At 66.9% G+C, this 26,411-nt stretch carries 9 protein-coding genes and 2 tRNA genes; 5 read left to right on the forward strand and 6 right to left on the reverse strand.

Annotation, left to right across the window (positions count from 1 at the left end; genetic code table 11):
* Position 1: 1 nt before the first annotated feature.
* The 3 genes from NL2_RS14510 to NL2_RS14520 are packed head-to-tail and all read left to right on the forward strand — an operon-like array spanning position 2 to position 16,823.
* Entirely contained in the window at positions 2-1,747 is a 1,746-nt protein-coding gene (locus NL2_RS14510; protein WP_068076416.1) for a ShlB/FhaC/HecB family hemolysin secretion/activation protein, read from the forward strand.
* A complete protein-coding gene (locus NL2_RS14515; RefSeq protein ID WP_068076417.1) occupies positions 1,747-13,707 on the forward strand; it encodes a hypothetical protein in 11,961 nt (3,986 codons plus the stop codon). Before NL2_RS14510 ends, NL2_RS14515 begins: the two co-directional genes overlap by 1 nt.
* Positions 13,704-16,823: a CHAT domain-containing protein gene (locus NL2_RS14520; RefSeq protein ID WP_245647699.1), complete on the forward strand. Its 3,120-nt coding sequence runs from the start codon at positions 13,704-13,706 to the stop codon at positions 16,821-16,823. The genes NL2_RS14515 and NL2_RS14520 overlap by 4 nt, the downstream gene beginning before the upstream one ends.
* 45 nt (positions 16,824-16,868) lie before the next feature.
* On the opposite strand, the gene NL2_RS14525 is transcribed toward NL2_RS14520, so the two are convergent.
* The 3 genes from NL2_RS14525 to NL2_RS14535 form a co-directional block, all read right to left on the reverse strand.
* The gene (locus NL2_RS14525; RefSeq protein WP_245647700.1) at positions 16,869-17,198 is read right to left on the reverse strand and encodes a PilZ domain-containing protein; all 330 of its coding nucleotides are present in this window, start codon (positions 17,196-17,198) and stop codon (positions 16,869-16,871) included.
* A 154-nt stretch (positions 17,199-17,352) separates the two neighbouring features.
* Positions 17,353-17,427: transfer RNA gene (locus NL2_RS14530), tRNA-Asn, on the reverse strand.
* Positions 17,428-17,522: 95 nt separating this feature from the next.
* Complete coding sequence (locus NL2_RS14535; RefSeq protein ID WP_174522620.1) at positions 17,523-18,317, reverse strand: NAD kinase; 795 nt, start codon at positions 18,315-18,317, stop codon at positions 17,523-17,525.
* 197 nt (positions 18,318-18,514) lie between these two features.
* Between NL2_RS14535 and NL2_RS14540 the strand changes: the two genes are divergently transcribed.
* Positions 18,515-19,879: a bifunctional diguanylate cyclase/phosphodiesterase gene (locus tag NL2_RS14540; protein WP_068076419.1), complete on the forward strand. Its 1,365-nt coding sequence runs from the start codon at positions 18,515-18,517 to the stop codon at positions 19,877-19,879.
* A gap of 91 nt (positions 19,880-19,970) precedes the next feature.
* Here the strand turns inward: NL2_RS14540 and mfd are convergent, their stop codons facing one another.
* Both mfd and NL2_RS14550 read right to left on the reverse strand, forming a co-directional pair.
* A complete protein-coding gene (mfd, locus tag NL2_RS14545) occupies positions 19,971-23,471 on the reverse strand; it encodes a transcription-repair coupling factor (RefSeq protein WP_068076420.1) in 3,501 nt (1,166 codons plus the stop codon).
* A 258-nt stretch (positions 23,472-23,729) separates the two neighbouring features.
* The gene (locus NL2_RS14550; protein ID WP_068076421.1) at positions 23,730-24,023 is read right to left on the reverse strand and encodes an FAD assembly factor SdhE; all 294 of its coding nucleotides are present in this window, start codon (positions 24,021-24,023) and stop codon (positions 23,730-23,732) included.
* A gap of 96 nt (positions 24,024-24,119) precedes the next feature.
* Here NL2_RS14550 and recG point away from each other — a divergent pair, with 96 nt between their 5' ends.
* Positions 24,120-26,177, forward strand: a complete 2,058-nt coding sequence (gene recG, locus NL2_RS14555) for an ATP-dependent DNA helicase RecG (RefSeq protein ID WP_068076483.1) — start codon at positions 24,120-24,122, stop codon at positions 26,175-26,177.
* Between the two features lie 57 nt (positions 26,178-26,234).
* On the opposite strand, the gene NL2_RS14560 is transcribed toward recG, so the two are convergent.
* Positions 26,235-26,311 (reverse strand) — tRNA-Pro (locus NL2_RS14560).
* Between the last annotated feature and the right edge of the window lie 100 nt (positions 26,312-26,411).

The following is a 26,411-nucleotide window of genomic DNA, read 5'->3' on the forward strand; positions in this document are numbered from 1 at the left end:
CATGGGACGCAGCCGGCTCGCTTTGGCGGGGGCCGTGGCTGCGGCATCCTTTGCGCCATTGGTGGTGCCCGCCCCGGCGTTCGGGCAGGGCGTGCCGTCGTCGTTGGGCGTGCCCGGTCGCGACGAGCTCAAGGCCGTCACGCAGGCGCCTGTCGAACAGGCGCCGCAACTGTCGATCAAGGGCGGGATCGAACGCTCGCCCTGTCCGCTGGGCGATCCGCAGTACGCCGACATCAAGGTCACGATAAGCTCGGTCGATTTCAACGGCCTGAAGGGTGCATCTGCAGCCGACATGGAACCGGCGTGGAAGCCGTTTGCCGACAAGCCGCAGCCGATCTCGACCATCTGCGAAATCCGCGACGCGGCCGCCACGATCCTGCGCAACAAAGGCTATCTGGCGGCGGTTCAGGTGCCGACGCAGCGCATCGAGAACGGCAACGTCAAGCTGGAAGTACTCTATGCGCGGGTCAAGGCGATTCGTGCGCGCGGCGAAACCAAGGGCGCCGAACGCAAGCTTGAGGATTACCTCAACAAGATCACCGAAGGCGAAATCTTCGATCGGTTCAAAGCCGAACGCTACCTGCTGCTGGCCCGCGACCTGCCGGGCTACAACGTCCAGCTGACCCTGCGGCCTTCGGGCGACGCCCCGGGCGACCTGATCGGCGAAGTCACCGTCCTGCGCCAGCCCTATACGCTCGATCTCACGGTGCAGAACCTGGCGGCGCCGGCGACCGGTCGCTGGGGCGGCCAGCTCCGCGCGCAAGTGTTCGGCATCACCGGGCTGGGCGATGCGACCACGCTTTCCTACTACGCGACGGCCGATTTCAAGGAACAGCACATCCTGCAGGCCAGCCACGAATTCCGGCCCGGCTCGCAAGGCCTGGTGCTGGGCGGGCAGTTCACATACGCCTGGACCAAGCCGTCGCTGGGCAACACCGGTCCCGCGCTGAAGGCGCGCACGCTGTTCGCCAGCCTTTATGGCCGCTATCCGCTGCTGCGCACGCAGGCCCGCAACGTGTGGCTGGCCAGCGGCTTCGACTTCATCAACCAGGACGTCGATGTGATCGGCCCGCTGACCCGCGACAAGCTGCGCGTGGGCTGGGCACGCCTCGATTTCGACGGGATCGACACCGCCAACCGCCGCCCGCAATACCGCTATGCGGGTTCGTTCGAACTGCGCCAGGGCCTCGACGTGCTGGACGCAACCCGCACGTGCATCGGCGCCGGTTGCGCCTTGCTGGCGGTTCCGACCAGCCGCAACGACGGCTCGCCCGGCGCGACCGTGCTGCGCGCGCAAGGTGAGCTCGAAGTGGCGGCGGGCCGGTTCTCGATCGCGGTCGCGCCACGCGCGCAAGTGGCGTTCAAGCCGGTGCTGAGCTTCGAGGAGTTTTCCGCCGGCAACTACACCATCGGGCGCGGCTATGATCCGGGCACGATCGCAGCCGACAGCGGCGTGGGCTACTCGGTCGAACTGCGCGGTCCGCACATTCCCGTCCGGCAGGCCGGGGACATCACCGTGCAGCCGTTCGTGTTCACCGACGCGGCGTGGGTGTTCAACAAGGGCCAGCCCGGATCGCAGCACCTCAGCTCGGTCGGCGTGGGCGCGCGCGCGGAACTGGGTGCGCGCTTCCGCCTCGACACCTCACTGGCCGTTCCCACCGAACGGGCCGGCCTGCAGACGACACGCGGCAATGTCCGCTTCCTGGTGACCCTGACTGCCCGACTGCTTCCCTGGAGGACCAACTGATGCGCGCGACCCGGAACCGGAGCCATCGGGAACTGGCGATCACGTCGACTCTGGCGATCGCTGCGGCGCTCGTCGCTGGAGTGGGCACCGCGCAGGCGCAGTCATTTCAGGGAACAGGGTCGATCGTGGCCGGAAACGCCTCGATCGTTGCGGGAGGTTCTACAACCACGATCACGCTGCAGTCCCCCACTGCGGTGATCAACTGGTCGACCAACGACAGCGCGATCGCCAACGGCGTTCCCATCGCCTTCCAGGCAGCCAACACCACGGCAACGTTCAGGAACGCCGTGGGCGCGGTGAGCGATTTTGCGGTGCTCAATCGTATCCTGCCCACCGATCCGACCCGGCCGATCCAGTTCGACGGCCATGTCGTGTCGCAACTGCAGGCGGCAGCCGGCGGGCCGGTCACATCGGGCGGCACGGTGCTCTTCTACAGCCCTGCGGGTATCCTGATCGGCGCCAATGCGGTGTTCGACGTCGGCAATCTGGGCCTGACCGCGTCCGACGTGGTGTTCGATCCCACCTCGGGCGATTTCCTGCCCGGCGGCACGGCGACATTCTTGCCCGCCAACGCCGGCTCGGTCGTGCAGATCGCAGGCGCAGCGCATATCAACGCCACCAATGCCGGCTCGTATGTCGCGGTGGTCGCCCCCTCGATCACGCAATCGGGCAGCATCAACGTCAACGGGTCGGCGGCGCTGGTTGCCGCCGATGCAGCCACGATCACATTCTCTCCCGATGGCCTGTTCAACATCCAGGCCACCTCGGGCACCAGCGCCGCAAACCAGGTGCTGACCAGCAACGGCTCGATCACCGGGGCTGCGGGCAATTCCGGCACTGGCGCCAACCATCGCATCTACATGGTCGCGGTTCCCAAGAACCAGGCGATCACCATGCTGATCGCCAACGGCAGCACGCTGGGCTTCGACGTGGCCGCGGCGGCCGATGTCGTGGGCAATGCCATCGTCCTGTCGGGCGGGCTCGATATCGCGGGTGGCGATGCGGTGACCACCGGCCCCTCGATCGGCGCGGGCACCGGGCAGGCCGGGATATTCATCCAGGGTGTCACCGCGACCTCGGCCCTCACGGCCTCGGCCACCGGCTTCGATCTGCTCGGCGTGAGCGGCGGGACGATCGCGAATTTCTCCTCCAATCTCACGCTGCAGGGTGCGACCAGCCCGGGCAACGGCGCCACCGCCTACATCAGCCTCAACGGTACGGGCAGTGGCGTCAACATCAACGGCAACCTGACGCTGACCACGCTCGACCAGAACGTGGTGGCGCCGCTGTCGGTCATCCAGGCGCCGACGCTGTCCACCATCGACGTCGCCAACGCGGCCGTGCTCAATGTCGCGGGCGCCACGACGGTGGCCTACAACGTGTCGAACCTGGTCCAGGGCGCCGCAGCCACCGGCGGCAGCGCGCGGATTTTTGTCTCAAGCGGCGCCACGGCGCAATTCGGCGGTGCGGTGTCGGTATTCGCCAACACATTCACCGCCAGCGCAGCCGCCGGCACGTCGGGCGACGCGACGGGTGGGATCGCGGCGATCGCGACCTCGGACGCGGCCATCACCATCGGCGGCGCGACCACGGTCACGGCGGATGCCTTTTCGGGCAACAGCCAGTTCAGCGGCGACGCCGGCTCGGGCAACGCCACGGGCGGGACGGTCAACCTCACCACGTTCGGCAACAGTTCGTCCATCCAGTTCAACGGCACGGTGAACACGTCCGCCTCCGGCACGGCCGGGCAGGCGAGCGGCGCGGGCACGGTCGGCACGGCGACCGGTGGCGACGCCGTCGTCACGGCCAATGGCGGCACCAACAGCGGTATTTCGTTCAGCTCCACGCTCCAGGCACTGGCGCAGGGTACGGGCGGCGCGGGTACTTCCGGCATCAGCGGAACCGCCACAGGCGGCAACGCCACGCTCAACGCATTCGGCACCTCGACCGTATCGGTGACCGGGGGAACGACGCTCGATTCCAGCGCGATGGGCGCAGCGGCGTTCGGCTCCAGCGGGTCGGCCGGCGCGGCAGTCGCGGGCCATACCAACGTCAACGCCAACAGTGGCGGGGTGATTCAGCTATCCGGCACGACGCAACTGACCAGCAACGCGTTCGGCGGCGCGATCGACGCCACGAACACCGCTGGTGGCAGTGCGACCGCCGGCGTCGTTGCCGTCACGAGTTCGGGCAGTACCTCGAACATCGTCATCAACAACGGGATCAACGCGTCAGCCAACGCGGTTGGTGGTGGCGGATCGGGCTGCCTTGCCTGCACGAGCGACGGCGGCGCGGCCTTGGGTGGCACCGTAACACTGTTCAGCACCGGCTCGGGCGGTGCGATCTCGGTGGCCGGCGCAACAGCGCTGGCAGCTTCGGCCGTGGGCGGGAACGCCTCATCGACCAACGGCGCGATCGCCACCGGCGGTTCGGTCCAGGGCATCGCGGATACAGACAGCGCGCTGACGTTCGGCGGACAGGTCACTGTCGTCGCAACGGGCGAGGGCGGGGACCAGACCGGCAATCTCGCCGGCGGCCTGGGCACGGGCGGTTTCGTCCAGTTTGTGTCACACCTTGGCGGATCGCTGCAGGTGAACGCGGGGATCACCGCATCGAGCCAGGGCCTGGGCGGAACAGGCTTCGGCACAGGCGCCAGCGGCGGTGGCGGCACCGGCGGCACGGCCCGGCTGTTCAGCGATGGCGGAACGATCGGCACCACCAGCGACGTCTCGCTCAACGCCAATGGCTTGGGCGGCGTCGGCGACCTTGCCAGCGGAGCCGGCAACGGCGGCGCCGGGATCGGCGGCACGGCGGAACTGCGAGTCAACTCCCCGACGCTGAACGGCAACAACGGCCTGATTGCGATCGGCGGAACCACCACGCTGCTGTCCGATGCCACCGGCGGGGCCGGTGCGATTGCCGGTTCGGGCACGGGCGGACAGTCCATCTTGTTCACGCGCTTCGGCAGGATCCAGTCCGCGCAGGCATTGTTGTCGAGCAAGGGTGTGGGCGGTCAGGGCGTTTCCGGCAGCGACGGTGGCACCGGAACGGGCGGAACGGTCGACATCTTTTCGCTTAATTCGCTGGCGGGCGCCGGCAGCATCACCATCGGCAATACTTCGGCGGTCGCCGAAGGTGTCGGCGGCATTGGTGGCGACGGTGCCACGCCCGGACAGAACGGTGGCAACGGCGGCCTGGGCACCGGCGGGATCATCGCTGTGGCGGCCAGTGCGGGCAACGGCACGCTGTCGATCACCAACCTGTCCGCAGACGCGCGCGGGATTGGCCAACGCGGCGGCAACGGCGGGGCATCGTCCACCGGACAGGCGGGCAAGGGTGGCATCGGCGGCGCAGCCGCAGGTGGCAATATCCAGATCGGGACGATCAGCGATATCGATACCGGCGCGGTCAATACCGGCTCGGGTTCCTACACCACAATCTTTGCCTTCAGCGACGCCACGGGTGGCGCGGGCGGTGCTGGTGGATCGGGCGCAGGCGGCGGGATCGACGGCAACGGCGGCGATGGCGGCCTTGCCACAGCCGGTGCCGCAACCCTGCTGGTGCGTGGCGCCCCGGTTACCCTAACCGGCGCTTCGACGTTCAGCGGCAGTGCTCAAGGTGGCAGCGGCGGGTCGGGCGGCACCAGCGGCGTGGCCGGTGTTGGCGGCAATGCCATCGCCGATGGCAACAGCGGCGCGGGCCTGCTCGCAACGAACCGCTTCAACGTTCCCTCCCAGCGCGGATCGCTGAGCGCGTCGAACCTGACGTTCACGTCGTCGATCGTCGGCGGAGCCGGATCGACTGCCGGGGTCGGCACGCTTACCGCCCAGCAGCTGTTCCTGACGCTGACCAACGCCGATGTGTCGGCCACCAGCATCGGATTTGCAGGTTCGGCCAACGTGATCGGCGCAACCGCGCTGGCCAGCCCGATTGCCGTGACCGGGGGTAATCTGAACCTGACCGGGAACCTGTCATTTGTTACCCCCGGTGACGTCAGCCTGACGCTCGATTCGGGCAATATCAACCTCGACACTGCCGTGATCAACGGCCGCAACTTTGTGCTCGGCTCGGCGCCGGTCACGACCGGCACGCTGCATGCCGCGTCGAGTCTGCAGCTGTTCACCAACTCCGACATCGTGGCCTATGCCAACATCGATACACCGTTCAGCCAAGGGTTTACGGTGCCAGGGCGCCTCCAGCTCGGCAACGTCACAAGTGGTGGCAGTGTCACCGCGCAGGCGATCGGCGGCGACATTACGCTGGGAGCGATCAACGCCACCGGCGTGAACCTGACTGCGGGCAACTTCATCGCGGTTGGGCCGATCGCAGCCCCGACAGACGTCGTGATGGCCGCCAATGCCGGCATCACGACTGGCCCGATCCTGGCAGGCGGCAAGATCGACCTGACCGCCGGCACGCTGTTGACCGCAAATGGTTCGCTGGACGCAGGCGACAAGGTTTCGCTCAAATCTCTGGGCGGCGCCGTGACCATCGGCAACGCCTCGGCGGGGATCGTCAACCCCAGCTCCGATCCGGCGGCCAAGTACAATATCTCGATCCAGTCGGCCGGGTCGATCACGGCGGGCACGCTCAACGCACTGCACGACATCGGGCTGGTCACGCCGGGCAATGTCGATGTGTTCTCGCTCACCGGTCGCGATATCGGTGTGCTGGCCACGGGATCGAGCACGGTCGGTTCGCTCAACCCGAACGGCCGGGTGCTGTTCGCCGATTCCTCGATGGCGGCGCTGGGCTTCACGTCTTCGGGATTCGATCCCAACCCGATCTTCGCGGCCGCGCCGGTGCGCGGCACCGGGGCGATTTTCATCAACAACCCGGTCAGCGGCGGCACGTCGTTTGCGGCCGCCACGTCGGGCGCGTTCACCGTGGCGCTGGCGGGCATCAGCGTGGGCGACATCACCGGCACCGGACCGATTTCGATCGATGCCGGTTCGGTGACGGCAGGCAACCTTTCCGGAACGTCGGTGACCGTCCACGGCGATACCGCTTTGTCGGTGGGCAATGTAAACTCGAACGGTGCCGCGTCGCTATCGTCCGGTGGTGCGCTGTTGTCAGGCTACATCCTCGCCAATGGCCAGGTCGACGTTTCCGCCGCCGCAACGCTGACAGCAACCGCCGTCGTCTCGCTGGGTGGTCCGATCACTGTTGCATCGGGCAGCGACATGAACCTGTCGGGCCTCAGCGCACCGCAGGCCATCACCGCCACATCGGGCGGTACGCTTACCGTGACCGGTGGTCTCGATCCGGTGTTCGGCAATCTCCAGGTCGGGGCAAACGGCGCGATCACGCTTACCGCGACCGGCAATATCCTGCTGCCCAACGTGCAGGCCGATCCGACACAATTCGGTCTTCCACCCTCCTTCAACCCGATCACGATCACATCGAGCCAAGGTTCTGTCACGGCTGGCCTAATACAGACGTTGGGCGACGTGGTGCTCGCCGCCAAGACCACGCTGACGGCAGCCAGCATGACTGGCCGCGATCTGCTGGGGCTGGGCAGCGGCGCGATCAGCTTTGGCGCGATCAACAATACCGGGCGCGTGCTGCTGGCCGATTACGGCATGCTGGCGTCGGGCCAGGCGGCCGGCGTATTTGATCCCAACGCGGTGTTCGCGGCGACGCCAGTGCGCACGACCGGCCCGATCGCGATTGCTGGTGCCATCAACGCCAGCCAGTTTTCCGCCGCCTCTGGCGGAACTTTCATGTCGCAGGCGATCACTTCGTCCGGGACGCTCGCCATCGACAGCGGCGCGGCGGTCAACACCGGCGCGCTGAGCGGTGCCACCGGCGTGAACGTCACCGCCACGGGCGATGTGTTGACGCTCGGCATCTCCAGCGGAGAAGTTCTCAAGGTCACATCGGCGGGCGCGATCACCACCGGCGCCCTGCAGGCAGGCGACACCGTCGAAATCTCGGGAACGGGCGCGGTAAATGTCGCGAACGTCAGCGCGGGCATCGTCAATCCGAGCGTCACGCCCGGTGCGCAGTACAGCATCGGCCTTCGCTCGCTGGCCTCGGTCACCGCCGGGTCTCTCACCGCAAGGGCGGGCGCCGGTGTATCCACCCCCGGCGCGATTGCGGTCGGCGCCGTGCAAGCCGGCAACCTGTTCATCGCGCTGGGTGGTGGCAACATCACCACGGGCGCGATCAGGACCGGGCCGATCACCGCTCCATCGGGGCAGGTCTACATCGCCGACTTCTCGATGGAGGCGCTGGGCGGGCAGCTGACCCAGAACTTCAACCCGGCGCCGATCCTGGCGGCGGTGCCGGTTCGTACCGGCGGTTCGCTCACCATCAATGGCCCGGTTTCGACCGGCTTTTTCCAGGCGGCTACGCTCGGCACGATCACCACTACATCGATCGCCGGCCGTATCATGATGAACAGCGGCGGCTCGATCAGCGGAACCGTTTACACCGGCGTCTCTGTCAACCTGGTGTCCGACAATCTGATCAACCTGGGCCAGGCTTCGGGCAACGCGGCGGTGGTCCTGACCAGCAAGTTCGGCGTCACCACCGGCAATCTGACGTCAAGCAATGGCGTGATGTTCGTGACCGCAGGCCAGGGAGCCGTTTCCACCGGCAATCTGTTCGCGCGAAACCTCATGGTTATGGGCGCCAACACGAGCCTGTCGACCGGGACGATCACCAGTGGCGATCTCATCGTCGGTGATCACGGCAATGCCGCGCTTGGCAATATCTCCAGCACCTCACGCGTGCTCATCGCCGACCAATCCATGATCGGGCTGGGCGTGATCAGTCCTACCCAGTTTGACCCCAATCTGGTGTTCGCGGCCACGCCGATCGAATCGGCGGGCACGATCTCCACGGGCAGCATCACCGCCGCGCAGGACGTGCAGGTCGCGGGTGGACTGGGCGTGACTCTCAACGGGCTGGTGCAGGCGGGCGATGATGTGACCATCCGCTCGTCGGGCAACATCCAGGCTGGCGACATCACCTCGGGCATTCTCAACCCCACCACGGGGACGGGTGCAAGCCATACGATCGCACTGTTGGGCAGCGGCGGCACGATCGCCACGGGCAATCTTCAGGCGCTCGACAACATCGGGCTGGTCGGCCCGCAGACGATCACCACCGGCACGCTTTCGGGCCGCGACATGCTGATCCTGGGCGGCGGCAACGTGGCGCTCGGCGCGGTCAACGCCACAGCGCGCGTGCTGGTGGCCGATTATTCGATGGCGCCGCTCGGCGGCGCGTTCAACAGCAACTACGATCCCAACCTGGTGTTCGCGGCCACGCCGGTGCGTTCCGGCGGTTCGCTGACGGTCAACGGCCCGGTGGTGGTCGGCAACAATTTCGATGTGGCGACGGCGGGCAACATCACCACCGGCGCCGTCACCTCGAATGGGGTCATCAGATTCGACACCGGCGGCGCGGTACTTGGCACCAACTATTCTGGCGTGGCGGTACTGGTTTCGTCCGACGGGTCGATATCGCTCGGCACGGTAAACGGTCCGGGCGCGGTCGTGCTGTCCGGTGCGCAGGGATTGACGGTCGGCAACGTCAGCTCGGCGGCAGGCTTCATGTTCCTGGTCTCTTCGCAAAGCTCGGTCACCACGGGCAACGTGTTTGCCAAAATGTTCGTCGCGACGGCCGCAGCGCAGTCGCTGACCACCGGGACGATCTCGGGCGGCGATCTGCTGATCACCGCGCATGGCAACAGCGCGGTCGGCGATCTCAGCAGCACCGGCCGCATATTGCTGTCCGACGCCTCGGCACTGGCCGCTGGATCGGTCCCGGGCGGCGGAACCAACGGCATCGGCTTCGACCCCAACCTGGTGTTCCAGGCCACGCCGATCGAATCGGCGGGCACGATCACGGCGGGCAACATCACGTCCGCCGGTGACGTGCAGATCGCCGGTGGCGCGGGCGTTACGATCAACGGGCTGGTGCAGGCGGGCGACGATGTGAATGTCCGCTCGTCGGGCAACATCCGGACCGCCGACATCACCTCGGGCATTCTCAACCCCACCACCGGGGTCAACGCGAGCCACACCATCGCGCTGCTCGATAGCGGCGGCACGATCACCGCCGGGAACCTGAAGGCACTCGACGATATCGGGCTGGTCGGTCCGCAGACGATCACCACCGGCACGCTGGCGGGCCGCGACATGCTGATTCTGGGCGGCGGCGACATGGCATTCGGCGCGATCAACGCCACGTCGCGCGTGTTGATTGCCGATTACTCGATGGCGCCGTTGGGCGGCTCGTTCAACGGCAACTACGATCCCAACCTGGTGTTCGCGGCCACGCCGGTCCGTTCGGCCGGTTCGCTGACCCTCAACGGGCCGGTTGTCACGGGCGACTTCTTCAAGGCGGCGACGACCGGCAACATCACCACCGGCACCATCACCGCCAACAGCCTGCTGTCGCTGGACACCGGCGGTTCGGTGCTGGGCACGAACTATTCCGGCTTCGTGGTCGACGTTCGTTCCGATCAATCGACCGCACTGGGCAACGTCAACAGCCCGGTGGCGATTGTTCTGCTCGGTACGCAAGGGCTGACGACCGGCGATATCACCGCGTCGCAAGGGTTCGCATTCCTGGTTTCGGGCCAGGGTTCGGTTTCCGCAGGCAATGTATTCGCGAAAACGTTCCTCGTAACCGGCGCTGGCCAGTCGCTCTCGACCGGAACGATTTCGGGCGGCGACCTGCTGATCACCGCGCACGGCAACAGCAAAGTCGGCGATATCACCAGCACCGGGCGCGTGCTGCTGGCCGATACCTCGATGCTCAGTCTTGGTGCGGTCCCTGCCAACGGAACAACAGGCGCCAACTTCGATCCCAATCTGGTGCTGCAGGCCAACCCGGTCGAATCCGCAGGCACGATCACGGCCGGAAAGATCACGGCGCCGGGTAACGTGCAGATCGCGGGCGGCGCGGGCGTCACCCTCACCGGATTGTTGCAGGCGGGCGATAATGTGAATGTCCGCTCGTCGGGCAACATCAAGACCACCGACATCACGGCCGGCATCGTCAACCCCACGACCGGGGCCAATGCCAAGCACAGCATCGTGCTGCTCGACAGCGGTGGCACGATCGCGACAGGCAACCTCCAGGCGCTCGACGATATCGGACTGGTCGGGCCGCAGACGATCACCACCGGCACGCTGGCGGGCCGCGACATGCTGATCCTGGGCGGCGGCAACATCGCGCTGGGCGCAATCACCGCCACCGCGCGCGTGCTGCTGGCGGACTATTCGATGGCGCCGCTGGGTGGTTCGTTCAACGGCAACTACGATCCCAACCTGGTGTTCGCGGCAACGCCGGTCCGCACGGCGGGCGCGATCGGCCTGAGCGGGCCGGTCAATGTGCAGAGCTTCTCCGCCGCCACCGCGCAGTCGTTCACCTCGGGCGCGATCACTTCGGCCTCGCTGCTGTCGATCGACAGCGGCGGCGCGCTGGCCACCGGCAACCTTTCGGCGGCGACGCTGTCGCTCAACGGCGGGCTGACCATCGCGGTCGGGCAGGTATCGAGCAGCGTGTCGGGAATGATGCGTGCAACCGGGGCGATCACCACCGCCGGTATCCTGGGCACCGGCGATTTCCTCGTCGCGACCGGCACCGACCTGCTGCTGGGCGACATCACCCAGCAGGGCGCGCTGACACTGTCGGGCGCCAAAGTGACCACGGGCACGCTGTCCACCGGCGGCAACCTTTCGGTCAGCGCCACCGGCGATCTGTCCAGCACGGGTGCGACGTCGCAAGGTACGCTGGCGCTGACGGCGACCGGGGCGCTGAGCACCGGCGCGGTCCAGGCCGCCAGCAACATCACGCTCCGCAGTGGCAACGGCGCCACGCTCACCGCAGGCGCGATTTCGTCCGGCAACGGCACGATTGCGGTCAGTGGTGGCGGCGCGGTCAACCTGCAGAAGCTCACGGCGAATGGCAACATCACCGCGTCCAGCGGCACGTCGCTGACCGTGGGATCGGTCGGCAACGTTGCGGGCAGCATTGTCCTGTCCACGTCTGGCGACCTCACCACCGCCAACGTGTCGAGCGTTCAGGGGCCCATAAACTTGCAGGCGGGCGGCGCGATCAGTGCCGCTGCCATCAACGGCGGCGGACCGGTCTCGATCTTCTCGAGCAGTTCGATCACCGCGGGCAACGTCACCTCGGGCCAGTATGTGCTGGGAGAGGCTCGCAACAACGCCGTCTTCGGCAACATTTCCGCCAATGGCACCAACGGCTCGGTCCAGTTCAGTGCCGACACGGGTTCGCTGGTGACGGGCAATGTGAACGCAGTGGCCAATGTGGCGCTGTTCGGCGGCACCTCGGTCTCGCTCGGCAACGTGCGCGGGCGTGACCTGCTGTTGCTCGGCGGCACCAACGTGAACACCGGCAACCTCTTGGCCGGGATCGTGATTGATCCGGCCACCAACCAGGTCACCAATGCCACCGGCAGGATACTCATCGGCAATTCCTCGTCGGGCCCGTTGGGCGGCAAGTTCCTGACCTACAACTACAATGCCGTGTTCGGCGCGCCGGTCCGCGTCGCGGGCAGCGTGACCACCGGGCCGGTGGTTCTGGCCGGCCGGTTCACGTCGTATTCGCAAGGCGCGATGACCGGCAACCGCATCAGCGCTTTCGGCTCGGTCGAGGTCGAATCGGGCGCGTTGGTGACCGTGGCGCAGCAATGGAGCGCGCCGGCGATCACCATTCGGTCGAACGACATCGATATCCGGCCGGCAGGCGTCAGCCAGACTGGTCTAGCGACCCTCGCCGGGCTCAACGCCGGCAAGATGGGTACGATCGCGCTGATCTCGCTCAATCCCACGCAGGCGCTGATCGGCGATGGGCTGACCGGCACGGGCTATGCGCTCAGCCAGGCCGAATGGAGCCTGATCAACAGCGGTTCGCTGACCATCGGCGCGATCGACAACCCCGAACAGGCGATCGACCTCCAGATCGGCACGCTGGCGATCACCGGGCCGCAATCGGGCAGCACGATCGACAATCCCAACGGATCGGTAGTGTTCGCCACGGGTAACCCATCGACGCTGCAGGCTGGCGGGGGCATCCGCATTGTCGGCAATGTCAGCGCCAAGGGCTTCCTGCCGACCAACACGCTGGAATTCGACACCGGCACGTTCGAACTCGACGCTTCGACCGGCTCGCTGTCGATCACCGATACCAGCGGCGCGCTGGCGGGCCTGATCAGCATCAGCGCCAGCCATATCCACGTGGCGTCGGGCACGATCCTCGACAAGCTTGCCACCGATCCGTTCTATGTCGGGCATGCCGCCGATCTCAATGCGCCGGCGGCGGTGCAGCGGCCAGACGGCGTACTCAACGCATTGGGGATAGAGCTGAACCCCGACTCCACGCTGTATATCCAGAACACCGGTACCGCAGCGATCCCGGCGGGCTTCCTGACCACGCTCGACGCCAGCGACATCAGCACCCCGGCCACGAACAACCCGACGCAAGGCGGGCAGACGCAACCCGCATTGTCGGTCATCATCAACGGTCAGATCGTCACGCCCACCGGGACGGTGACCGGAACCAGCGTGTTCGATCTGGTCAAGGCCGATCCCACGATCGACCTGACGGGCGTGACTTCGGACAGCACGCTCAACGGCTGCTCGTTCAACACAGGCTGCATGTCGGCCGCATCGGTGGTGCCCGATCTGGCGAGCCAGGTCACGACGCTGTCGACCAACTCGCTGGCCGATGCGCCGGTGTTCGTGGATACGCCAAGCCAGACCGACGATCCGGCCGCGTCCGATGACAAGACCGAAGAAGAGAAGAAGGCGGCCAGTGCCGCCGCCGCCGAAGAAGGGCCGATCGCTCCGCCCGCACCGCTGATCGACACCCGGCCGCTCAATCCGCCGGTCAAGGTCGAGGAACCGGTCGCAGGCAGCGGCAACCCGGCGCTGATCGGCGCCTTCGAACCCGCAACGCAGGGAGAGCTGCAGTGATCCGCCGGCTTCACAAGACCAACTCGCGTTTCGGCGCCACCCTGTCGGCGCTGTCGCTGGCCGCCGCGATGGCGACGATCCCGGCGCCCGCGATGGCGCAGGGTCTGCCGCTGTCAGTGCGCAACAGTTTCAGGGTGGGCACCTCGGGGGTGACCTGCACCGCGCAGAACGCGCCGGGCGATGTGCGCCTCAAGGGCATGTTCGATCGCGCCTATCGCCTCAGCTGTCGTGACGCGGCGGGCGCTGTGGGAACACTCGTCGCGGTGCGCCACGATCTGGCCATCGGTGACGAAACATCCGCCATTCCCGGTGCCGTGCTGAAGTGCGGCGAAGCCGCCTCGACCGACATCGAAGGCTTGGGCAGCGTCGGCAGCGTCACCTGCCACGATGGCAAAGGCGGGGTCGATTATCGCCGCTATGCCACGCGCCGGGGCAGCGTGAGCTACCTCGTGGAAGGGCTGGCGGGCTACGATCCAGCGCTGCGCATCGCGCTGGCCAGCATCGTCAACGACCGGCCGATGCCGGGCGAAGTCAAGGTCGCCAGCACCGAAGTGAGCGATCCTGCGGCGTTCGCGCGCGTGCAGGCCGGCCAGCTTGACCGCATCGATGCGCGTGACGAGGGCTATATTCGCAACAACGGCGGGCGGTTTGCAGAATCGTCCGAATTCTTCGAATCGCTGGCCTCGCGCGATCGCGACACCGGACAGGGCCTGGCCGAAGCACTGGCCAACCAGGGGTTGCAGCAGTCCAATCTCGGCAACTTCGGCGCGGCCGACCGCCTGTTCGCCAGCAGCAACGCCGCGCTGGCGCGCAGCGACGGTGTTACCCAGCGGCTGCTGCGCAACTACCGCGCGATCAACGAGTTGAACCAGCAGAAACCCGGCGCGGCGCTGACCGTGCTGGCCGCCAAAGTCGTTTCGGTCGACGAGGAGTTCGACCAGGCGAAGCTGCGCGAAGGCTACATCAACATGCCGCTCGCCGAACAGATCAACCGCGAGAACATGTCGATCCAGCGACTGGGCGGCATCGATCCCGGGCTGACCGCGTCAGAACGCGCCGACGTGCTCGATGCGCAGGCCGAAGCGCTCTCGGCCACGGCCAAGCGCCTTCAGGGCCATTTTGCCGAGGCCACCGCGCAGTTCCACAGCGCCGCCAAGAACCTTGACGCCGTGCGCGGCGGGCGGGTGGCGTCGGCGGGATGGCTCCGTGCCGAAATCGAGATGGAGCTGGCGCTGCTGGCCGAAGCGCAGGGCCAGCACGGCGATGCCGGCGGCTCGTTCGATCGTGCGATCACCCTGATCTCGCTGTCGTACCCGCAATCGCCCGCGCTGCTTTCGGCACAGGCGCGCAAGGCCGCGTTCATGGGGCGCCGCGGCGACGCAGCGGGCGCGAAGGCGCTGTTCGCCAAAGTGGTGGAAGACAGCGTCACCGTGCCCGACAGCGGCACCACGTTGCGCGAATTGATGGAACCCTATTTCGCGCTGCTTTCGACCAATGGCACCGAAGACAATGCCAAGGCGATGTTCGCCGCATCGCAAGTGCTGCAGCGCCCGGGCGTGGCGCAGACGCAAGCTGTGCTGGCGCGCGAGCTGTCGGGCGGCAATGACGAGGCTGCGGCGCTGTTCCGCCTGTCGGTCGGTCGCAGCCGCGAAATCGTGCGCGGGGAGGGCGAGATCACCCGCCTTTCCGCCATCGCGGCACCCACCCCGCAGGAAATCGAAAACCTGCGCCTTGCGCGCGACAACCTGGCTACGTTGCAGCGCGAGCAGACCGAACTGGTCAGCAAGCTGGCGGCGTTCCCGCGCTACAACGTGCTCTCGCCGCAGCGCGTCGGTCTGGACGAATTGCAGGGCGCGCTGCGCGACGGCGAGGCTTATTACAAGCTGATGAACGTCGGCGGGCAGTTCTATGCGATGTTCGCCACTGCCAAGGACGCGAAAGTGTTCAAGGTCGGGCTCACCCAGGCGCAACTGACCGAACAGGTACAGGTCATCCGCGACAGCGTGGTGAAAGTCGAAAACGGCCGCGAGGTGAACTATCCATTCGATCTCGACAAGTCGCGCGCGCTGTATCTTGAACTGTTCGGCCCGGTCGATCAGCAGATCGCGGGCGTCCACCACCTGATCTTCGAACCCGATGGCGGCATGCTCCAGCTTCCGCCGGCGGTGCTGGTGACGTCGGACAAGGGCATCATCGCTTACAAAAAGCGCACGGTCGCGCTCGATTCGGACGCGTTCGACTTTACCGGGGTCGACTGGCTCGGGCGCGGACGCGAAATCTCGATCGCGGTGAGCCCGCGCGGGTTCCTCGACATCCGCAAGCTGGCACCGTCGCACGCACCGCGCAATTACCTGGGACTGGGGCACAACGCCGTGCCGCGCTTTCGTCCGATCACCGCCGTGGCCGATGAATGCGACTGGCCGCTGACGACATGGCAGAACCCGATTTCGGCCGACGAGCTGATCTTCGCGCGCGACAAGCTTTCGGCAGGCGGCAGCGCGGTGAAAACCGATGCGGCGTTTTCCGATTCGGCGCTGCTGGGCAATACCGAACTCGACCAGTACCGCGTGATCCACTTCGCCACGCACGGCCTCGTCACCGCGCCGCGCCCCGATTGCCCGGCGCGCCCGGCGCTGGTCACCAGCTTTGGCGACAGCGGTTCGGACGGACTGCTCAGCTTCCGCGAAATCTTCGACCTCAAGCTCGATGCCGACCTCGTCATCCTGTCGGCTTGCGACACCGCCGGCATGGCGACCGTCGGCGCCAGCCGCGAGGCGGGCGTGACCAGCGGCGGCAACTATGCCCTCGACGGGCTGGTGCGCGCATTTGTGGGGGCAGGCGCGCGCTCGGTGATCGCCAGCCACTGGCCGGTGCCCGATGACTTCAACGCCACCAAGCGGCTGATCGGCGGACTGATCGACGCCAAGCCGGGCGAACCGCTGGCGCAGGCGCTGGCCGATGCGCAAGTCTCGCTGATGGACGACCCCAACACCTCGCATCCGTTCTACTGGGCGGCGTTCATCATCCTGGGCGACGGCGCCAAGCCGCTGGTCCCGGCGGCGCATGCGGAGACTGCTCCGGCAACGGGGTTGGCCACCGGCGCGGTCCGGCGTTAACGGAAGGCCATACCGACCTCGTCTTGCCGTAGCGGGCAGGCGAGGTCAGTACCGGTCCGACAGCGATGCGATGTGTTCGAACACCGCGATATGCAGCGGTTCGTCGAATTCGCAACCGGCGGCGTTGTTGTCTTTCCAGCGCACGACCGCGCGCAGCGATTGCAGCCCGGCCACCCTGATCTTGAGCGACATGCCGACGCGGCAGGTGGGGAACCACGCGATCCGGAACCCCTTCTGGGAGATGTTCTCGACGCGCAGCTTGATCGCCGGATTGGTTCCGGGCCGGATCTCGCAAATGAGGTGGATCCCCGCGCGCGGCTGGCGATCCGGGCCTATGCCGGAAATCTCGGGAAAGCGCTCGTGCCTCATGGTCATGAAATATGACCAAAATGGATTTATAATTCGTTTTGTTTTTCTAGGAAAAACGCGCGTTTGGCGATCGACACGGCGTGCGGACGGTCGATCTCCCTGTGCGTCCGTACCATTTGACGGACGATCGGGCCTGACAGGAAATGACCCGTCAGAAAGTTGGCTCCCCGAGTAGGATTCGAACCTACGACCAAGTGATTAACAGTCACCTACTCTACCGCTGAGCTATCGGGGAGCAGCCCGACAGGCAGGGGCGGCCTATAACAGCGCCTTGCGGTTTGGCAAGCGCATCGTGCGCCAAGCCGCGCGATTCCGCCCTGGTCTGCGCGATCAGACCTGGAACTGTTCGGTGACGATCCGCTCGTCGAGGCTGTGGCCGGGATCGAACAGCAGCGTCAGGCGCTGTTCGGTCGATACGCGGACCGATACCGCGCTGACGTCGCGCACTTCCTTCTGGTCGGCGACCACGGCGACCGGGCGCTTGACCGCTTCGAGCACACGGATCGTGATTTCGGAACTTTCGGGCAGGATCGCCCCGCGCCAGCGCCGGGGACGGAACGGGCTGATCGGGGTGAGCGCCAGCATGGCCGATCCCAGCGGCAGGATCGGGCCGTTCGCCGACAGGTTGTAGGCGGTCGATCCGGCGGGCGTCGCCACCAGCACGCCGTCGCACGAAAGCTCTGCGATCCGGACCTTGCCGTTGACGGTCACCTCCAGCTTGGCGGTCTGGCGCGTTTCGCGCAGCAGCGACACTTCGTTGATCGCGCAGAATTTGAATGTTTCGCCGCTGTTGGTGGTGGCCTGCATCTTGAGCGGGGCGACCGCGATCGTCCGCGCCCGTGCCAGCCGTTCGGCAATCGAGCGGGTATGCTTGGCCTTGTCGCTACGCGACTTGTTCATCAGAAACCCGACCGTGCCCAGATTGATGCCATAGGCGGGGATCACCCGCTCCGCATCGAGCATCTGGTGCAGCGTCTGGAGCATGAACCCGTCGCCGCCGAGCACCACGACCGCGTCAGCCTCTTCCAGCGGGACCCAGTCGCGTTCGGCGCGCAGCGCGGCCTCGGCATCCTGTGCCCGATCGGTGATCGACGCGAGCAGCGCCAGCCGATCAAATCCGGGCATGGTACAGTCCCCCAAAAGCAATCTGTCCGGCGTGGCCGAGTGGCCCCGAACCGACGGAACGCCCTGATATGGAGCGGTTGTGCGCTTGGCAACGCGAAACCGGCACGGTCACGCCGTGCTGCGACCCGCATCGGGACAGACGTTGCCTCGGCGGGTGGGGAACGCTTTGGCAAGGTTGTTCGGGCATAGCCGAAACCATGGCCGAACAGCCGCCGAAACCGCCACCCGCTCCGCTGCCCGCGGAACACGATCTGCTGACCGGTCTGGCGACCGCGGCGGCGGCGCGTGCGTGGTTCGACCGCGTGGCGATCGGGTTGCCCGGCGGGTCGCTTGAGGTCGAGCCCTCGCTGCCGATCCAGGCCATGCTGATCGGGCTGCACCGCTTCCAGGCGGTCAATCTCGCGTATGGCGCGACGGCGGGCGATGGCGTGCTGGCCGAGATCGCACACCGCATCCGCCGCTTTGCCGCAGAGGAACTGCCCGGCGATTGCCTGGCAGCGCGGCTTGGCGGCGGTGAATTCCTGCTCGCCTCGCGCCATCCGTGCAGCCGAGAGCGGTGGCAGTGGCTGGCAGAGGCACTGTCGACCGCCATTGCGCGGCCGATGGGGCTGGGTGGCGAGACCGTGCGCCTGGTGCCGCGCATCGCGCTGCTGCGGGGCCGTGCCGAGGACCACGGTGCGGCGATGCTCGACCGGCTCGACCAGGCGCTGGTCGCGCTGCAGGGGCACGGCGCGCGGCGCATCCTGTGGGCCGACGGCAGCCACCGCGCACGCGGCCTCAGCGCCGCCCGGCTCGAGGCTGACCTGCTCGGCGCGATCGACCGTGCCGAGATCGGCATCGTGTTCCAGCCACAGTTCACCGTCGAGGGCGACAGATTGTGCGGCGCCGAGGCGCTGGCGCGATGGGACCACCCCTCGCTCGGCCGCGTCGGTGCGGGCACGCTGTTCGCCATGGCCGAGCGCGCCGACCACGTCGTGCAGCTGTCGCGCCATATCGCCGAGCGTGCGCTGGCGCTGGCGGCGGCATGGCCCGAAACGGAACGGCCGTTGCGCCTGTCGCTCAACGTTACCGCGCAGGATCTCGCCTCGCCCGATGTCGCCGCGCGGATGCGCCGGGCGATCACAGCATCGGGCTTCGCCCCGGCACGGCTCACGCTGGAGATCACCGAACAGACGCTGATCGCCGACTTCGCCACCTCGGCCCGATCGCTGCGCGAACTGGTCGATGACGGGGTGTCCATCGCGCTCGACGATTTCGGCACCGGCTTTTCCAACTTCCGCGCGCTGAAGGCGCTGCCGCTCGATGCGCTGAAGCTCGACCAGTCGCTGGTCCGCGATATCGCCACCGACCCGCGCGACCGCGCGATCGTGCGCGCGATCATCGCGATGGCGCGCGCGCTGGACCTGAAACTGGTCGCCGAAGGGATCGAGCTGGAAGACCAGTTGGCGGTGCTGCGCGCCGAGGGCTGCGACAGCTATCAGGGGTTTCTGCGCTCGCAGCCCGTGGAGGCCGATGCGTTTGTCGAGATGGTGCTGGAAAGCCGATCGTCGTCCCGGACCTGATCCGGGACCGTGGGCCTGTAGGCGCTTGACCGCCACCGGTTCCGGATCAAGTCCGGGACGACGTGAAATCCAGACGACGTGAAGCCTTGGGCTAAGCCGCTTTCTTCATCGCCCGCCGTGCGATGGTCGACAATCCCTTGGTCAGCTGGATCAGGCCGTTGAGCCGCGCGTCGGCGTTGCCCCACACGCGCGAGATCACCAGCTTGTTGTCGGGGCGCAGTTTGGCGGTGCCCTGCAGGCGCTCGACATAGGCGATCAGCCCCGTCGGATCGGGGAAATCGTCGTTGTGGAAGCTGACCAGCGCGCCCTTCAACCCGACGTCGATCTTGGCGATCTGCGCTTCGATCGCCTGGCGCTTGATCTCGATCAGCTTGAGCAGGTTCTGCGTCGGCACCGGCAGCGGGCCGAACCGGTCGATCATTTCCGCAGCCAGCGCTTCCACCGCGTCGGCGCCTTCGGCATCGTTCATGCGGCGGTACAGCGCCATCCGCACGGCCAGATCGGGCACATAGTCCTCGGGGATCATGATCGGCGCATCGACCGTGATCTGCGGGCTGAGCGCCTCGCGTTCGCGCGCCAGCCCGATGTCGCCCGCCTTGGCCGCCAGGATCGCATCCTCGAGCATCGACTGGTACAGCTCGAAGCCAACCTCGCGGATGTGGCCCGACTGTTCGTCGCCCAACAGGTTGCCCGCGCCGCGAATGTCGAGATCGTGGCTGGCGAGCTGGAACCCGGCGCCGAGCGAATCAAGATCGCCCAGTACCTTCAGCCGCTTTTCCGCGACTTCGGACAGCGCCTGCGTCTCGGGGTAGGTGAGGTAGGCGTAGGCGCGCAGCTTGCCGCGCCCGACGCGCCCGCGCAGCTGGTACAGCTGGGCCAGGCCGAAGCGATCCGCGCGGTGGATGACGATGGTGTTGGCGGACGGAATATCCAGCCCGCTCTCGACGATCGTGGTTGACAGCAGCACGTCGTACTTGCGCTCATAGAACGCGCCCATGCGGTCCTCGACCTCGGTCGGGCTCATCTGGCCGTGCGCCGATACCGACGTGACCTCGGGCACCGTGGTGCGCAGCCATTCCTCCAGATCGGGCATGTCGGCGATGCGCGGCACCACGATGAAGCTTTGCCCGCCGCGCTGGTGTTCGCGCAACAGTGCCTCGCGCATCACCATGTCGTCCCACGGCATCACGTATGTGCGCACCGCCAGCCGATCGACCGGCGGGGTCTGGATCGTGGACAGTTCGCGCAAGCCCGACATCGCCATCTGCAGCGTGCGCGGAATCGGCGTGGCGGTGAGCGTCAGCACATGGACGTCGGCTTTCAGCTCCTTGAGCTTTTCCTTGTGGGTGACGCCAAAACGCTGCTCCTCGTCGACGATGACGAGGCCGAGTCGCTTGAAATGGATACTTTTCGACAGCAGCGCGTGGGTGCCGATGACGATGTCGATCGTGCCCTTTTCCAGCCCCTCGCGCGTTTCGGCGGCTTCCTTGGCCGGCACCAGCCGCGACAGTCGCCCGATGTTGAGCGGGAAGCCGGCAAAGCGATCGACGAAATTGCTGAAGTGCTGGCGCGCGAGCAGCGTGGTCGGCGCGATCACCGCGACCTGGCTGCCGGCCATCGCCGCCACGAACGCGGCGCGAAGCGCGACCTCGGTCTTGCCGAAGCCGACATCGCCGCACACCAGCCGGTCCATCGGCTTGCCATCGACCAGATCGCCCAGCACATCGTCGATCGCGCGATCCTGATCGTCGGTTTCGTCCCACGGGAAGCGATCGACGAACGGGCCGTAGCTGGCCGGATCGACCGCGAACACCTCGCCCTGGCGCAGCGCTCGCTTGGCGGCGGTGGCCATCAGCTGCCCCGCCATTTCGAGGATGCGTTCGCGCATCTTGGCCTTGCGCCGCTGCCACGCCTCGCCACCCAACCGGTCGAGCCCCACGCCCTCGCTGTCGCTGCCATAGCGGCTGAGCACGTCGAGGTTCTCGACCGGGATGTAGAGCTTGTCATTGCCCGCGTACGTCAGCTGCACGCAATCGTGCGGGCTGGCGCCGACCTTGATCGCCTCGAGACCCTCATACCGCCCGATGCCGTGGTCCATGTGAACCACCAGGTCACCGGGGTTGAGCGCCGAGAGTTCGGCGAGGAACGCGTCGGCGTCCTTGCGCTTTTTCTTGCGGCGCACCAGCCGGTCGCCAAGAATGTCCTGCTCGGTCAGCAGCTCGATCTCGGCGCTGGCGAAGCCCTCTTCCAGCGGCAACACCAGCGTGACCGGCTTGCCCTTGGCCGCCAGCCCGAGCGCCTCCTGCCAGTTTTCAGCCAGCAACGGCGCGGCCTTGCCCGCATCGCCCAGCAGCGCGGCCAGCCGGCTGCGCGATCCGGTGGTGTAGGCGGCGATGATCGCCTTGCGCCCGGTGGCCGCCACCGATGACAGGTATTTCGCCGCCGCTTCGTAAATGTTGGCGCCCTGCGCACGTTCGGGCGTGAAATCGCGTGCGCTGGAAAAGCCGAAGTCGATCACGGCACGCGATTCGGGTTCGGCGAAGATCGTCGTGCGGTGCACCGGCCAGCCCGTCAGCGCGCGCGCCAGCTCGTCTTCCGCCAGATACAGCGCGTGCTCGCCCAGCGGGCGATAGCTGCCGGGCGATTTGCGCGCGCTGTCGATCCGCGCGTCGTGATAGTCGGCGATGTCGGCGATGCGCGTTTCGGCCGCCTTGGCCGCTGCGCCGTCGATCACCACCACATCACCTTCGCCCAGATGATCGAACAGCGTGACCAGCCGGTCCTCGAACAGCGGCAGCCAGTGCTCCATGCCCGCCAGCCGCCGGCCTTCGCTCACCGCCTGGTAGAGCGGGTCCGACGTGGCACTGGCGCCGAACTTCTCGCGATAGCGACCACGGAAGCGCTTGATGCTGTCCTCGTCGAGCAGCGCCTCGCTGGCAGGCAGCAACAGGTGCGTCTCGACCGGCTGCACGCTGCGCTGCGTGGCGGGATCGAACAGGCGCAGCGTTTCCAGCTCGTCGCCGAAGAAATCGAGCCGCAAGCCATGGTCGAGCCCGGTCGGGACAATATCGAAGATCGAACCGCGCACGGCATATTCGCCGGAGTCGACCACGGTATCGGTGCGCGAATAGCCCTGCCGCTGGAGCAGCGAGATCAGGCTGTCGCGCCCGATCTCCATGCCGGGCTTGAGCAGGCGGGTCGATTCGCGGACGCGGAACGGGGTCTGCACGCGTTGCAGCAGCGCGTTGATCGTGGTGACCAGCAGCTGCGGGCCATCGGGTTTGTGCTGCAGGCGCTGCAGCGCCGACAGCCGTCGCGCGCTGACCGACAGCGCGGGCGAGGCGCGATCGAACGGCAGGCAGTCCCACGCGGGAAACTCGATCACTTCGAGATCGGGCGCAAAGAAATGCGCGGTATCGGCCACGCCGCGCATCGCCGCCTCATCGGGCGCGATGAACACCACGCGCCCGCCTGCGGGCTTCATCCGCGCTGCCCGCGCCAGATCGCCGAGCACAAGCGGCTGCGCGCCCCGCGCAATCGAGGCGAGCGTCAGCGGCGTGGTCGCGGAAAGAATCCGGTTGAAGTCAGGCATTATGCTGGAAGCGCCTTAACTACAGAAAACGGTGCTGTCCAAGTCCTCTCCCGGGCGAGACGGGGAATCGCATGGGACGCAATCCATCTTTCATCCGTCATCCTGAACTTGTTTCAGGATTCATCGTGCACCGCAGGCGGAGTTCTCAGGTTTGTCGGCAGACGGGTGGTCGGCCTTGTCAGACAACGCTCCGTTATGGCGGAGAAATGGATCCTGAAACAAGTTCAGGATGACGGAACGGGGCTGGGGCCAAGGCGATCAGCGCGGAATATCGACGTAGTCCAGCTTGCGCATGACGTCCATCTGCGCGCCCGCGAATTCGGCGGGCACGGCTTGCGTGCCCAGCGCCCAGGCCATCACATCGACATCGTCCTCGTCGATCAAGGCTTCGAACCACAAAATCTCGGCCTCGCCCCACCCGGCGTGGAAACGATCGAAGAAGCAGCCGAACATGTAGTCCGCTTCCCGCGTGCCGCGATGCCAGGCGCGGAATTTCAGCGCGCGCAGGCGTTCGTCGCGCGGGGCATCGGGGTTGGCTGGCGTCTGGCTCATCACCGAAGCGTTATGCGCAACAACCGGTCAAGGCAACACGCACGCTTGCGGCCGGGACAGCTTGCCGTTGAGGCCGGGTCGATTATGACGGGCGCCATGCGTCCCGAAATGCTCAACCCGCTGTTTGCCGCGACCGACGGCCTCAAAGGCGTGGGGCCGGGGCTGGCGCGTCCGCTTGAAAAGCTGGGGCTGACCCGCGTTCGCGACCTGGCCTACCACTTGCCCGAACGGTTCGTGCAGCGCCGCGCGATCGCGAGCCTCGACGTGGCCAGCGTGGGCGAACAGGTGGTGGTGGCGCTGACCCCGCGCGAATACCGTTCGGCAGCAGGGCGCGGGCCGTTCCGGATCATGGCCGAGGACGATCTGGGCGATTACGTCTCGCTGACTTATTTCGGGCGCAACGGCGGCTGGGCGAAAAAGCAGCTGCCGCTGGGCGAACGGCGCTGGGTTGCCGGGCGGCTCGACCAGTTCGGGCAGACCTTGCAGATGGTCCACCCCGATCATGTGTCGGAAGAAGGCGGCGCCGCGCTCAGTACGTTGTGCGAGCCGGTCTATGCGCTGTCCGAAGGGCTGACGCAGGGCCGGTTGCAGGCGCTGGTGGCGCAGGCGCTCGAACATCTTGCCGACTTGCCCGAATGGATCGAGCCGGGCCTGCTCGCCAAGATGGGCTGGCCGACATGGCGCGAAGCGATCGCGCTGGCGCACAAGGGCGAACATGCCCTGGCGCGCGATCGGTTGGCCTATGACGAACTGCTCGCCAACAGTCTGGCGCTGATGCTGGTGCGCACCGCCAATCGTGCGCGTATCGGCACGCCGCTGCATGGTGACGGGCACTTGCGCGCGCTGCTCAACCTGCCGTTCGCGCTCACCGGCGCGCAACTGCGCTCGATCCGCGAGATCGAGGACGACATGCAGCAGGGCGCGCCGATGCTGCGGCTGCTTCAGGGCGATGTCGGATCGGGCAAGACTGCCGTGGCGCTCCACGCCATGCTGGCGGCCGTAGAGGCAGGCGCGCAGGCTGCCATGCTCGCCCCGACCGAAATCCTCGCGCGCCAGCACTATGAGACGCTGACGCGCATGGCCAAGGGCACCGGCGTCGAAATCGCGCTGCTGACCGGGCGCGACAAGGGCCGGGCGCGCGAATCGATCCTGATGGGGCTGCTCGACGGCAGCATCCAGATCTGCGTGGGCACGCACGCGATCTTCCAGGACGCGGTCGCCTATCGCAACCTTGCGCTGGTCGTGATCGACGAACAGCACCGCTTCGGCGTGGGCCAGCGCCTGCTGCTGACGCAGAAGGGCCGCCGCACGCCGCACTGCCTGGCGATGACCGCCACCCCGATCCCGCGTACGCTCACGCTGGCGCAATACGGCGAGATGGACGTGTCGCGGCTCGATGAAATGCCACCCGGGCGGCAAGCGATCGACACCCGCGTGGTCGCGCTCGACCGGTTGGCCGATGTCGTCGAAGGCGTGGGGCGGCATCTCGCCAAGGGCGGGCAGGCCTATTGGGTGTGCCCGATGGTGCGCGAACTGGAGAGCGAGGACATCGCCGCTGCCGAGGCGCGGTTCGCGGCGTTGACGGCGCGGTTCGGGGACGATGTCGTGCTCGTCCACGGCCAGCTGCGACCCGAGGCGAAGGACGCGGCGATGGAGCGGTTCGCCAGCGGCATCGCCAAAGTGCTCGTCGCCACCACCGTGATCGAGGTTGGCGTCGACGTGCCCAACGCCACGCTGATGGTGATCGAGCAGGCCGAGCGGTTCGGGCTGGCGCAGCTCCACCAGCTGCGTGGACGCGTCGGGCGGGGGAGCGAGGCATCGACCTGCCTGCTGCTGCGCGGCGATGCGCTGTCGGAGACCGGGCGCGAACGGCTGGCGCTGATGCGCGAGACGCAGGACGGGTTCCTGTTGGCCGAGGAAGACTTGCGCCTGCGCGGTGGCGGGGAACTGCTGGGCACGCGCCAGTCGGGCGAAACCCCGTTCCGCGTCGCCGATTTCGAACAGATCGCCCGGTTGCTGCCGCTGGCGCATGACGACGCCCGCCTGCTGATCGAACGGGACGGCGGGTTGGACAGTCCGCGCGGAGAAGCGGCCCGGCTGCTGCTCTACCTGTTCGAACGCGACTGGGGGGTGCAGTTGCTGCGCGGCGGGTAGCCGGCAAAGCGCCTGAAACGAAAAAGGCAGCCCGAAGGCTGCCTTTTTGCAAAGTAGTGGTCGGGGAAAGAGGATTCGAACCTCCGGCCCCTGCCTCCCGAAGACAGTGCTCTACCAGGCTGAGCTATTCCCCGACCGGATGCCTCACCTTCGGAACAGATCCGGGGTGGGGCAGGGCAGGAGCGCGCCTATAAGTGCACCGTCGCCGGGTGGCAAGCGCGCAATTGAACGCCT

The sequence above is a fragment of the Novosphingobium lentum NBRC 107847 genome (assembly GCF_001590965.1).
Classification (GTDB): Bacteria; Pseudomonadota; Alphaproteobacteria; order Sphingomonadales; family Sphingomonadaceae; genus Novosphingobium; species Novosphingobium lentum.